This window comes from Citromicrobium bathyomarinum (genome assembly GCA_001306305.2).
GTDB classification, from domain to species: domain Bacteria; phylum Pseudomonadota; class Alphaproteobacteria; order Sphingomonadales; family Sphingomonadaceae; genus Alteriqipengyuania; species Alteriqipengyuania bathyomarina.
Genome location: CP155577.1, coordinates 2,264,146 through 2,276,320, shown reverse-complemented (window position 1 = coordinate 2,276,320; position 12,175 = coordinate 2,264,146). Strand labels below are relative to the sequence as shown.

Below are 12,175 nucleotides of genomic sequence, written 5' to 3'. Positions count from 1 at the left end.
GGTGAAGTGGATGCGGATCGCTGGTGCACTCGCCGTCGTCGGCCTGGCCCTCGCGGCAGTTGCCTGTGGTGGTGACGGGGCTGCGGTAGCCAACCCGGGTGGCGATGATACCGGCACGGCCGATCCGACGCCTGCACCGAGCTCTTCCACCGGCACCACCATCGCCTGCGCCCCCGATGGCGCGCAGAGCTTCGATGCGACCTGTTCGGTCGAGCGGGTCGAGGTGGAGGGCAAAATCCTGCTCACCGTCTTCCACCCCGACGGCGGATTCCGCCGGTTCGAGCAATTGCCCGACGGTTCCGGCGTCGCAGCGGTTGCAGGAGCGGACGCGGTGACGCAAACGCTGTCGGGTGACATCCTCGAAGTATCTCTCGCCGGAAACCGATACCGTTTCCCCGCCACCACTCGGTGAGCATGACGCGCGGCGACGCGCGCAAATCCTGACGACCGACCAGATGCGCGCTGCCGAGACGGCGCTGTTCGACGCGGGGGTGGAGGAATGGGCGCTGATGAGCCAGGCGGGCCACGGCGCAGCGGAATGGATCGCGCGGCTTGCGGCCGGCGGACCTGTCACCGTGCTGTGCGGGCCGGGGCATAATGGCGGTGACGGCTATGTCGCGGCGGCTGCGCTCAAGGCGCGCGGGCTGACGGTGAAGGTGGTCGCGCCGATTTCTCCCCAGACCGATCTTGCCCGCCACGCCGCGAGCACGTTCGACGGAGAGGTTCTTTCCGACGCCGAAGGCGTGAGAGGGACGGCGTTCGTCGATGCCATGTTCGGCATTGGCCTGTCGCGCCCGCTCTCGGACGAGCATCGCGCGCTGATCCGCGATCTGCACGCCTCGCATGACCGCGCGGTCGCGCTCGATGTGCCCAGCGGGGTGGATTGCGACACTGGTGATGTGGTCGGCGGCGAGGGCGATGATATGCCCCGCTATGCCCTGACGCTGGCGTTCGGCGCGTGGAAGCCCGCGCATTTCAGCGGCCCGGCGCTGGCGAGCATCGGCGCGGCGCGGCTGGTCGATATCGGCGTGCCCGATCGCGGCGGGGCGATGCGCCTGTCTCTGCCCGAGCGTATCGCGCCGCCCGCGTTCGACGCGCACAAATACACCCGCGGCCTGGTCGCGGTGGTCGGTGGGGCGATGGCGGGCGCCAGCCTGATGGCGTCGCGCGCCGCCGCGCTGGCGGGGGCGGGCTACGTCAAATGGCTGAGCGAGCATGACCATCCCGGCCACCCGCCCGATCTGGTGAAGGACAATGCTCCCCTCGCCGACGCGCTGGGGGACGAGCGGATCGGGGCCTTGCTGATCGGGCCGGGACTGGGCCGCGACGATGCCGCGCGCGAGCGGCTTGAGGCGGCGGTGCGCAGCGGCCATCCGCTGGTGCTCGACGCCGATGCGCTGGTCCTGCTGATGGCCGAGATACTCGCCGCGAAGGGCGATGCGCCGATCCTGCTGACCCCGCACGAGGGCGAACTGTCGCACCTGTGCGATGCCTTCGACGTCGCGGGCGATACCAAGCGGGAGCGTGCGCTCGCACTGTCGCAGGCGACCGGCTGTGCCGTACTCGCCAAGGGCGCCGACACGCTGCTGGCATCGGCCGAAGATGTGCGCTTCTTCCCTCCCGCCTCGCGCTGGCTGTCGGTTGCCGGGTCGGGTGATGTGCTCGCCGGAATCTGCGCCGCGCGTCTGGCGGCGACCGGAGATGCGATGCAGGCCGCGTGCGAGGCGGTGCAGCTGCATGGCCGCGCGGCGCGTCATGCGGGGGCGGGCTTCACCGCCACGATGCTCGCCGAAGCGGTCCATCCCGCGCTGGAGGACATGCTGTGAGCGAGGCCGTGGAACAGATCATCCGCATCGCCGCCAAGGGCGATGGCGTGACCGCGAGCGGTCGCCACGTGAAGGGGACAGTGCCCGGCGACATGGTGGGCGCCGACGGGCTCGTCGAGCATGGTCCCCACCATATCGACCCGCCATGCCGCCATTTCCCGCGCTGCGGCGGGTGCGAGTTGCAGCAGGCGGACGAGGCGGCGCTGGCCGAGTTCGTCGGCCAGCGGGTCGCGTTCGCTGCCGAATCGCAGGAGCTGGTGCCGGACACGCTCACCGCGCCGCATCTCTCGCCGCCGCGCAGCCGAAGGCGCGCGACATTGCATGCGCGGCGCGCGGGCAAGAAAGTGGTGATCGGCTTTCGCGAGCGGGGATCGCACCAGATCGTCGATATGGCCGAATGTCACATCCTCGCGCCCGCATTGTTCGCGCTGGTCGATCCGCTGCGCGCGCTGCTGGCCCATTGGCCGGGCAAGCTGGCGGTGGATATTTCGCTGACGCTGGCGGATCAGGGCGTGACGGCGGAAATCCGGGATATCTCGCCCGAGAACCTCGCCCAGACCGAAGCACTGTCCGATTTCGCCCGCGAGCAGGGCCTCGCGCGCCTGTCGATCGACGACGGCTACGGCCCGGAGCCCGTATGGGAGCCTGAGCCGGTGACGGTCACGCTGGGCGGCGTGCCGGTCTCCCTGCCGCATGGCGCGTTCCTCCAGCCAACCGCCGATGGCGAGGCCGCGCTGCTGTCTGCTGCGAAGGAATGGTGCGGCGATGCTGCGACCATCGCAGACCTGTTTTCGGGGCTGGGCACCTTCGCCTTCGCACTGGCCGGCCCGGCCAAGGTGCTGGCGGCGGAGGCTGATCGCGCGGCGCATCTCGCCTGTCAGGCGGCGGCGCGCGCGTCGGGCAAACCCGTCCATTCGCTGCACCGCGACCTGTTCCGCGATCCGCTGACCGCGGCCGAAATCTCCCGCTTCGACTGCGTGCTGCTCGACCCGCCGCGTGCCGGCGCGCGCAACCAGGCGGACATGATTGACCAAAGCAGTGTGCGGCGCGTGGTCTATATCAGCTGCAATCCGCAAAGCTGGGCGCGCGATGCGCGGCGGCTGGCCGATGGCGACTTTCGCCTCGCAGAGCTGCGCCCGGTGGGCCAGTTCCGCTGGTCGACCCATGTCGAACTGGCGAGCCTGTTCGTGCGGGATTAGTCGGCGCGGCTTTCCCCTGCCGCTTGCGCAGGGGAGGAGAAATCAGGGCCTAGCCCCGCAGCATGTCCACGATCTTCGCATCGAGCCACTCGCGCGCGCGCGGCTCGACGAAGGCATGGCTCGCGCCTTCGCAGCGCGCCACGCGGACATCGTCCTTGTCCCAGATCCCGTCGAACACCTGTGCGGTGCGGTCTGCGCTGGCGAGCAGGATGCTGACCGGCCCGTCGAACGTCTCAAGCCCCTTGCGCATCCGGCCTGCCAGGTCGCTCGCCGCAGGGGCGGGGCGCGCGGCGCGGATCAGGCCGCCCGCCAGCTTGCGCAGGTTGACGCCACCGCGCAGCAGGCGCGCCACTTCGGACGGGTTGCCAAGCTTTTGCAGATAGCGCGCGCGGATCGCCTGCGGGGGCGGGGTATCGTCGTCCTCGTCCTCGATCGTCCACGGATTGCTCAGCACCAGCGCATCGCAGCCCGCGCCGCCCGCCAGCATCAGCGCGCTCGCCGCATCGCAATTGCCATAGGCCACGATCCGCTTCACTTGCGGAGCGATCGCGCGAAACGCCTCGATCGCGGCGCGAATATCGGGTTCGGACTGGGTGAAGCCCAGGTTCTCGCCCTCGCTGTCGCCGACCCCGCGGCGGTCGTACCGGAACACGGGGAAGCCGCGTTTGGCGATGGTCTGCGCCAGCCGCGCCTGCCCGCGAAACGCGCCGCTGCGCAGCTCGTTACCGCCGCTCACCAGCAGCAGGCCGGTGGTCAGCGGCGCGGTGTCGAGCGTGCCGGCGAGGGTCGATCCCTCGCAATTGAAGGTCAGGTGAAGGCGGCGGCTCATCCTACGTCCCTCATCGCGACCGAAATCGTCGCGGCGAGCGCGTCGGCCTGCGCCGCGTCGAAGTCGGGTTCGGCGCGCAGCCACAGGGGCCGTCCGCCGAGGGTTTCGTGGTCGATCAGGCTGACGCCGTCGCCGCGCGCAGGCACTTCGGCGCTCTCCAGCGCAGCGAACAGCGCGGGGCCGATCGACCATCCGGCGAGTTGGACGCCTTCGCTGCGGCCCGTCGCCTCGATCTCCTCGCGCGTTTCGGGCGCGCTGGCCTCTTTGGTCGAGATGATCCGCGCGCGAACCATCGCGCGCAGGATCTTCGGGCCGTCTTGCGGGGCATAATCCCATCCGGGCAACCCGGCGGGCCGGAGCAGGGCACCGCCACGCACGCTCAGCACATAAGTCGCGCCGAAATGCTCCGCCGCTGCGGCAGCGCCTGCGCGCCAGCATTCAAGAGTCTGCTGCGCGAGCAGCGCGCGGCTTTCGTTGCAGCCGGGCAGATCGGGCAGCACGCTGTCGATGCCCGCATCGTCGAGCCGGCGCATGATCTCCACGATCTGCCGGCGCAGCTTGTTCGCTTCCTCGAACAAAGGCGGGATCACCAGCAGGCGTGCGTCGCGCGCGCGATTGAACACGAGCGCGGCCTCGCTGCGCGTCTCACCGTCAGCGGCAGGACACGGCCATTCGACGAACTGGAATGGGGTGGTCACGCCAGCAGCATGTCAGTTGCTGGCGGTCTTGGCCTCGGCAAGGGCGAGCAGCCCGCCATAGGTTTCCAGATGGTCGCCATCGACCTCGTCATCCTCGATGATAATGTCGAACCGGTCTTCCATCTCGGTCAGCAGGTCGGCGACCGCCTGGCTGTCGAGTTCGGGCAGATGGCCGAACAGGCCGCTATCGGGCGTCAGTTCGGCGGCGCGTTCGTCCGACAGGCCGAGTACGTCGCGCAGGATTGCGCGCAGGGTCTCGTCGATCTTGCTGCGGGCGGGCCCGGTCGGGTCCGCAGGCGCTGAAGTCTGGGCGGTCATAGATACCGTTAAGCTGCCGTAAAAGTCGCGGTTGCCTAGCGGGGGGTGTTGCCTCTTGCAAGGATCGCGCGCGATGCGCGTTTCGCGAGCGCAGGCCATGCTGCGGGCTGCGCCGGGTCCAGCGCGTCGAGCAGGAAGCGCGGGCGCACCTGTTCCATCCAGTCCGCCTTGTAGGAATCGGAGCCCGTGCCGAAGTCCACCAGCGTGACATTATCACGGTCGATCACATGCTCGAACAGCGCGGCCGACAGCGTGGTGCCGGGCGAAATCGGCTTGGCGCTTTCCAGATGGGCGAGCTTGTGGATGTAGGCGACGGAGTTCTCGACGGTCCAGAACTGCGCCGCGACGGCCACGCCATCGGCGCGCGCGACACCCAGCCGGATGCGCCCCGCCGCGCCTTCGTCCTGCGCGAAACGGCGCAGCAGATCGGGCTCGTCCTCGCTCGGCTTCCAGCTCTCGGCGTAGATGTTTTCGTAATCGGACCAGAGGTTTGCATCGAAATGCTTGACGATTTCGATCTCGACCTTCTTGGCCTTGCGCTTGAGCGTGGTGCGGAGGCGACCCGGGCGACTGGCCCAGTATTCGGCGAAGCTGCGGCCCGCGACCGGCAGCACATGGTTCTCGTCACACTGGGTCAGCGAGACCTGCCAGCCGGCCTTGCGGAATGCGGCGGCGAGGCGGGTGGCGCTGCCGTCCTCGTCGGGCAGCGGCCAGAGCGTCACGCGCGGCGCCTCGCGCTTCAGGTCGCGTGCCAGTGCCTCCAGCATCGCATCGCCTGCGTCACCGGCGGGCACCACCGGGCGCCAGGTGAAGGCGTACCAGTTGCGCAGGGCTTCGATGCGTCCGTCGGTGCGGTTGAGTGCGATCGTTGCGTGGCTGCCGCCCGTCTCGACCCGCTTGAAAAAGGCGTGCGGGCGCGAATCGGCGAGCAGGGCGTACCACTCGGGCCGCTCGAACGGAGACGGGCAGGCGCACCCACAGGCTTGCTGCGGTGTTGCTTGCACAATGGTAACCTCCTTGTGATAGCCACCTGTTTCCGCGTTCACGAGGCGTTGTACTCCTATCTCCATGACCCAGTCCGATCCGACCCCTTTCCCGATCGACCATGTTATCGAACACGGCGGCGATGCGGACCCGGCGCTGGCTCTGCGCGACGGCACCCTTAGCTATGCCGACTTAAGAACCCGTGTCGGTCGGCTGGCGGCGTGGCTGAAATCGCAGATTCCGGAAGCAGGCGCGCGGATCGCGAGCTGGTCCGCCAAGGGCGAGCTGACCTGCCTGCTGCCGCTGGCCGCCCCGCGTGCCGGGCTGGTCCACGTGCCGATCAACCCGATGCTCAAGCGCGCGCAGGTCGCGCATATTCTGGCGGACAGCGGCGCTGCCATGCTGATCGGCACGCCCGCGCGGCTTTCCACGCTGGAGCAGGACGATCTGCCTGCCGGGTGCGCGCAGGTAGAGGAAAGCGCGGCGCTGGAGGCGGCGAAGGCCTGCGATCCGCTGCCCAAATCCGCCGCCGACCCGCAGACCATCGCCGCGATCCTCTATACCAGCGGGTCGACCGGCAAGCCCAAGGGCGTGGTGCTGAGCCACGCAAACCTGTGGCTGGGCGCGGTCAGCGTGGCGCATTACCTCAAGCTGCGCAGCGACGACGTGACGCTCGCGGTGCTGCCGCTGGCGTTCGATTACGGCCAGAACCAGCTGCTTTCGACGTGGCGCGCGGGCGGCTGTGTCGCCCCGCTCGACTATCTGATGCCGCGCGATGTGACCAAGGCGGTGGCGAAACATCGCGCCACCACGCTCGCCGCCGTGCCGCCGCTATGGCGCCAGCTGGTGGAGGCGAAGTGGGAAGAGGGGGCGGGTGACAGCCTCAAACGCCTGACCAATTCCGGCGGCGCGCTGACGCCCGACCTGATCGACGCGATGCGTGCGACCTGGCCCGCTGCCGATATCTATCCGATGTACGGCCTGACCGAGGCGTTCCGTTCCACCTTCCTCGATCCCGGACTGGTCGCGACGCACCCCACCTCGATGGGCAAGGCGGTGCCCTTTGCCGAGGTGCTGGTGGTGAACGAGGCGGGCGGCCCCGCCGCGCCGGGCGAAGAGGGCGAACTGGTCCATTGCGGGCCTCTGGTCGCACAAGGATACTGGCAGGACCCCGAGCGGACGGCGGAGCGATACAAGCCGGCCCCCGCGCATTCCGAATATGGCGGAATGGCCGTGTGGTCGGGCGACTATGTGAAGCGCGATGCGGACGGGTTGCTCTATTTCGTCGGGCGGCGCGACGCGATGATCAAGAGCGCTGGCAACCGGATCAGCCCGCAGGAGATAGAGGACGCAGCGCTCGCCACCGGGCTGGTCGCAGATGCGGTGGCGTTCGGCGTGGCCGATGCGAAGCTGGGCCAGGCGGTCCATCTGGTGGTGCGCGGCGCGGGCGAGGTCGATGCATTGAAAGCCGCGCTCAAACGCGATCTGCCCAGCTTCATGCAGCCCCACGCAATCGAATGGCGCGAGGACCTGCCGCTCAACCCCAATGGCAAGATCGACCGGCCCGCGTTGTTCCGTGAAGTCAGCGAAAGGCTCGCCGCATGAGCATCGAACGTCGCAGGCGCGATCCCAATGCGGCCAAGCCGCTCGGCCCGATCCCGCAGGGGTTCGAGGCGATTGACGGCGAACTGGCGATCGGCGGGCGCAAGGCGAGCGATCTGGTCGCCGAAGCGGGCGACACGCCGCTGTTCGTCTATTCGCGCGACATGCTCGACGCGCGCATGGCGGCCTTGCGCGCGGCCATGCCGGAAAGCCTCGCGATTCATTTCGCGGTCAAAGCCAACCCGCACCCCGATGTGATCGCCCACATGGCCGGGCTGGTCGACGGGTTCGATCTTGCCTCGGGCGGGGAACTGGCGATCCTGCAAGGCGTCGGGATCGACGGCGCGCACATCAGCTTTGCCGGGCCGGGCAAGCGCCCGCGCGAGATTCGCGCGGCGATCGAAGCGGGCGTGACGCTCAACTGCGAAAGCGAGACCGAGGCTGAGCGTGCCCTCGAAATCGGCCGGGATCTGGGCATTCAGCCGAAGGTCGCGGTGCGGGTGAACCCCGATTTCGACATGCGCGGATCGGGCATGAAGATGGGCGGCGGGGCCAAGCAGTTCGGGCTGGATGCGCAGCGCGTTCCCGCGCTGATCCGCCATCTGATCGATGGCGGGGCGCAGTGGCGCGGCCTGCACATTTACACCGGCAGCCAGACGCTGGAGGCCGACGCGGTGATCGAAACGCAGGGCCATGTGCTCGACCTCGCAGCCCGGATCGCGCGCGAGGTGGGCCAACCGTGCCCCGCGCTTAATCTGGGCGGCGGTTTCGGCATCCCCTATTTTGCGGGCAACGAACCACTCGACATCGGCGCGATCGGCGCGGCGCTGGGCGATCGTTTCGCGAATTTACCCGAAGAACTGGCCGAGACCGAGATGGCGATCGAGCTGGGCCGCTATCTGGTCGGTGAGGCGGGGGTTTACCTCGCACAGATCGTCGACCGGAAGGAAAGCCAGGGCGAGATTTTCCTGATTACCGACGGCGGATTGCACCATCAGCTGGCCGCATCGGGCAATTTCGGGGCGGTTGTCCGGCGCAATTATCCGCTCGCCATCGCGACGAAGTTCGACGCTCCTGCCGTCGAGGTCGCGAATGTCGTCGGGTGCCTGTGCACCCCGCTGGATCGGCTGGCCGACAAGGCAGAGCTGCCGCGTGCCGAGGTCGGCGATCTGGTCGCGGTGTTCTGCGCCGGGGCCTATGGCGCGTCCGCTTCGCCGATGCACTTCCTCGGTCAGGGACCTGCGCTGGAGATACTGGTCTGACGGCTGCGCCAGCGCGCGGCGTTTACCTCTCGCTAACCCGGCGTCCCAGATCGGGATCGGGTGCGATCAGATCCCTTAGCTAACGGGATATTCACCCTTTTTCGCGAGGAACGATCCCAAATCGTCGGCCAATCGTGGTGGCGCGCTTCGCGGGTGCGCCGTCCGGCTGACACGAATGGAAGGATCGATCCCATGCGCTCTCGCGCGATTGCCCGACTAACAGCGCTCTTTCTGGGGCTTTTTGCTCTCTCCGCCTGCATGAGCAGCGGCGGCCCGCAGCTGCCCCCGGCAGCCTTCGTCGCCACGCAGGAAGGGCCGAGCCAGGAATATGTGATCGGCCCGCTGGACGAGCTTTCGATCAATGTCTGGCGCAACCCCGAACTCAGCGCGCAGAACATCCAGGTCCGCCCCGACGGGCGTATCTCGATCCCGCTGGTCACCGACATGCCTGCCGTGGGCAAGACCCCGGCCATGCTGCAGGAGGATATCCGCCTGCACCTGTCGCAGTTCATCGAGCAGCCGATCGTCTCGGTCATCGTGAACAAGTTCGCAGGCACGTTCAGCCAGCAGGTGCGGATCATCGGCGCGACAGAAAAGCCCGCCTCGATCCCCTACCGCGCCAACATGACCGTGCTCGACGCGATGATCGCGGTCGGCGGCCTCAGCGAATTCGCGGCGGGCAACAAGGCGAAGCTGATCCGCTTCGATCCGCGCATCGGGCGCCAGCGCGAATATGCGCTGCGCCTGTCCGATCTGCTGCGGCGCGGCGACAGCAAGGCCAACGTCATGCTCGCGCCCGGTGACGTGATCATCATTCCCGAAAGCATGTTCTGAAGAGGCTGACGCGACGTGAACGATCTCTTCGACGAAGTGCGCTCGGCGCTCTATTCGGCCTGGAGCCGGAAATGGCTGGCGCTGGGCGTGGCCTGGGCGGTGTGCCTGGCGGGCTGGCTGTTCGTCGCCTCGATCCCCAACACCTATGAAAGCCATGCGAAGATCTTCGTCCAGCTGGACGACGTGCTGTCCAAACAGATCGGCATTGCGGGCAGCGACATGACCGATATTGCACGGGTCAAGCAGCGCATCGCCAGCGCATCGACGCTGGGTGAAGTGATCAAATCGACCAAACTGGGCGAGAACGTGCGCACCCCGCGCGACATGGAAAATGCGATTGGGAGCCTTGCCCAGCGGGTCCAGGTGCGCAGCCAGGAAGACAACCTGTTCGAAATCACGGCGGCCATGGGCCGGAGCGATTACACCGATGCCGAGAACGCCAAGCTCGCGCAGGACGTCGTGGTCAAGATGCTGGAAATCTTCCGCCAGGCCAATGTCGAGGGCACGCGCGGCGAAGTGAGCGACGCGGTCGCGCTGCTCGACCAGCAGCTCGACCAGCGCGCCAAGGAACTGGAAAAGGCCGAGGCGCGGCGGACGGAGTTCGAGGCCCAGCATCCCGAGCTGATCGGCGGATCTGCTGCGATCTCGGGCAGGTTGCAGAACGCGCGCACCGAAATGCGTGGGGTCGACGCCGATCTGGCAGCGGCGCAGAGCGCGCTGGCGGCGATCACCGGCCAGCTGGCGAGCACGCCGAAGACGATTTCGGGTGGCGGTGCCAATGGTGGCGGCAGCGCGTTGCAGCAGGCCGAAACGCAGGTTGCCCAGTTGCGCGCGCGGGGCCTCAAGAACGATCATCCCGACATGCAGACCGCGCTGCGCCAGTTGCAGTTGCTGCGCCAGATGGGCGGCGATGCGGCCACCGCAGGCGGCATGCCCAACCCGGCCTACAGCTCGCTCGTCTCCATCCGGGCGGAGCGGCAGGCCAATGTGCAGGCGCTGCTGGCACGCAAGGCCGCGTTGCAGGCCGATATCTCGATGACGATGGCCGATCAGGTCAGCGAGCCGGGCCTGGCTGCCGAAGCGCAGCGGATCGGGCGCGATTACGAGGTGCTGAAGAACAAGTACGACGAACTGCTGCAGGACCGCGAGGAGATGGAACTGCGCAGCCAGGTGGAAAGCGAGCGCAGCTCCTTCCGCTTCGACATCATCGATGCACCCGGCATCTCGACCAAGCCGGCCGCGCCCAATCGCCCGATCCTGCTGGTCGCGGTGATGGTGCTGGGCGTGGGCGCGGGGCTGGGCAGTGCGATTTTGCTGACCCTGCTGCGTTCGACCTTCTCGACCGCCGACGGACTCAAGAAATCGCTCGGCCTGCCGGTGCTCGGGACGATCTCGAACATCGTGCCGCCCGAACGCAAGGCGGTCGAGGATCGGCGCATGCGTCTGTTCTACGCAGGTTCGGGCGCGCTCGCGGGGCTGCTGGTGGTCCTGCTGGGGATCGAATTCATTCAAGTCGGTCAGGTGATCGCATGAGGACCCGCGGATGACCGAGCATAACCCCATCAAACCGCCCAAGCCCGAGGGTGGCGAGGAAGAGAAGAGCTCGCTGCTTGAGCGCGCAAGCGGCGCGTTCGGCCTGAGCAATCTGGGCGCAGCCCCGATGCCGCGCAGCTTCGACGACGTGCCGATGAAGCGCGCGCGTCCGCTGCGCAAGACGGGTACGCCCGCACCCGCGCCTGCGCCCGAGGCGACGCCCGCGCCCGTTCCCGCACCTGCGCCCGCACCGGTCGAGATGTCGGTCGAAGCGGCGCGTGAAGAGGCGAGCCTGCCGGTTCCGGCGCAGCCGTCCGCTCCGCCGCCTGCGGTGATCGATGGCACTGCAAACCCAATCGCGCTTGCGGGCGAGCGGGTGGAGGTCGACTTCGCATCGCTGCGCAAGGCCGGATTTATCGATCCCGAGGGGCAGGCATCCGCGCTGGCGGAGGAATTCCGCATCGTGAAGCGCCAGATCCTTGACGCGATCCGGCTGGCAGGCACCGCAGCCGCGCGCCGCATCCTGATCACCTCGCCGCACGAGAACGAGGGCAAGACCTTCTGCGCGGTCAATCTGGCGCTGTCGCTGGCGGCAGAGCGCGATCTCGAAGTGGTTCTGATCGACGCCGATCTGGCCAATCCTTCGGTCAAGCGCGTGCTCGGGCTGCCCGAACGTGCCGGGCTTATGGACGTGCTCGCAGATGATCAGGCGCGCGTCGAAAGCCACGTGCTGCAAACCGATATAGACGGGTTGTGGGTGCTGCCCCCGGGCCGCCAGTCGAGCCACGCGAGCGAGGCTTTGTCGAGCCGCCGCACCGCCGAGGTGTTCGAACGGCTGACCGCGCAGGCGCCCAACCGGATCGTGCTGGTCGACAGCCCGCCCGCGCTTGCCGCCTCGCCCGCCGCCGAAATCGCCAAGCATGTCGGCCAGACGATCCTGGTCGCCCGCGCGGACCGCACCGGCAAGACCGCGCTGGAAGATGCAGCGCAGCTGCTGTCGGCCTGCCCGGACATCAAGCTGGTGCTCAATGGCGCCAATTTCAGCCCAAGCGGTCGCCGTTTCGGGAGTTACTACGGATGAGGTATTCCC

12 protein-coding genes are annotated in these 12,175 nt (G+C 68.0%); 8 read left to right on the top strand and 4 right to left on the bottom strand.

From position 1 onward, the window contains the following. Positions 1–10 precede the first annotated feature (10 nt). From VO57_011380 to VO57_011370, 3 genes are read left to right on the top strand one after another with little or no spacing between them, the layout of a single operon-like run. Positions 11–412 carry a hypothetical protein gene (locus tag VO57_011380; protein ID XBL68732.1) on the top strand — a complete coding sequence of 134 codons (402 nt, stop codon included), beginning with the start codon at positions 11–13 and terminating at the stop codon, positions 410–412. 43 nt (positions 413–455) lie between these two features. Beyond that, positions 456–1,826 carry a bifunctional ADP-dependent NAD(P)H-hydrate dehydratase/NAD(P)H-hydrate epimerase gene (locus VO57_011375; GenBank protein XBL71330.1) on the top strand — a complete coding sequence of 457 codons (1,371 nt, stop codon included), beginning with the start codon at positions 456–458 and terminating at the stop codon, positions 1,824–1,826. Continuing rightward, positions 1,823–3,025 carry a class I SAM-dependent RNA methyltransferase gene (locus VO57_011370; GenBank protein XBL68731.1) on the top strand — a complete coding sequence of 401 codons (1,203 nt, stop codon included), beginning with the start codon at positions 1,823–1,825 and terminating at the stop codon, positions 3,023–3,025. Before VO57_011375 ends, VO57_011370 begins: the two co-directional genes overlap by 4 nt. A 49-nt stretch (positions 3,026–3,074) precedes the next feature. Here VO57_011370 and VO57_011365 read toward each other — a convergent pair whose 3' ends face one another. Genes VO57_011365 through VO57_011350 form a run of 4 tightly spaced genes read right to left on the bottom strand, consistent with a single transcriptional unit; the run spans position 3,075 to position 5,874 of the window. Further along, positions 3,075–3,854, bottom strand: a complete 780-nt coding sequence (locus VO57_011365) for a hydrolase 1, exosortase A system-associated (protein ID XBL68730.1) — start codon at positions 3,852–3,854, stop codon at positions 3,075–3,077. After that, positions 3,851–4,552: a hypothetical protein gene (locus tag VO57_011360; protein XBL68729.1), complete on the bottom strand. Its 702-nt coding sequence runs from the start codon at positions 4,550–4,552 to the stop codon at positions 3,851–3,853. The genes VO57_011365 and VO57_011360 overlap by 4 nt, the downstream gene beginning before the upstream one ends. A 12-nt stretch (positions 4,553–4,564) precedes the next feature. After that, positions 4,565–4,870 carry an acyl carrier protein gene (locus VO57_011355; GenBank protein XBL68728.1) on the bottom strand — a complete coding sequence of 102 codons (306 nt, stop codon included), beginning with the start codon at positions 4,868–4,870 and terminating at the stop codon, positions 4,565–4,567. Between the two features lie 35 nt (positions 4,871–4,905). Beyond that, positions 4,906–5,874 carry a GNAT family N-acetyltransferase gene (locus VO57_011350; protein XBL68727.1) on the bottom strand — a complete coding sequence of 323 codons (969 nt, stop codon included), beginning with the start codon at positions 5,872–5,874 and terminating at the stop codon, positions 4,906–4,908. A gap of 64 nt (positions 5,875–5,938) precedes the next feature. Between VO57_011350 and VO57_011345 the strand changes: the two genes are divergently transcribed. The 5 genes from VO57_011345 (at position 5,939) to VO57_011325 (ending at position 12,166) form a co-directional block, all read left to right on the top strand. After that, complete coding sequence (locus VO57_011345) at positions 5,939–7,459, top strand: acyl-CoA ligase (AMP-forming), exosortase A system-associated (protein XBL68726.1); 1,521 nt, start codon at positions 5,939–5,941, stop codon at positions 7,457–7,459. Beyond that, complete coding sequence (locus VO57_011340; protein XBL68725.1) at positions 7,456–8,718, top strand: pyridoxal-dependent decarboxylase, exosortase A system-associated; 1,263 nt, start codon at positions 7,456–7,458, stop codon at positions 8,716–8,718. The genes VO57_011345 and VO57_011340 overlap by 4 nt, the downstream gene beginning before the upstream one ends. Before the next feature lie 192 nt (positions 8,719–8,910). Then, the gene (locus VO57_011335) at positions 8,911–9,552 is read left to right on the top strand and encodes an XrtA/PEP-CTERM system exopolysaccharide export protein (protein XBL68724.1); all 642 of its coding nucleotides are present in this window, start codon (positions 8,911–8,913) and stop codon (positions 9,550–9,552) included. A 15-nt stretch (positions 9,553–9,567) separates the two neighbouring features. Then, positions 9,568–11,085: an XrtA system polysaccharide chain length determinant gene (locus VO57_011330; protein ID XBL68723.1), complete on the top strand. Its 1,518-nt coding sequence runs from the start codon at positions 9,568–9,570 to the stop codon at positions 11,083–11,085. Between the two features lie 10 nt (positions 11,086–11,095). Beyond that, positions 11,096–12,166: a capsular biosynthesis protein gene (locus tag VO57_011325; protein XBL68722.1), complete on the top strand. Its 1,071-nt coding sequence runs from the start codon at positions 11,096–11,098 to the stop codon at positions 12,164–12,166. Positions 12,167–12,175 lie beyond the last annotated feature (9 nt).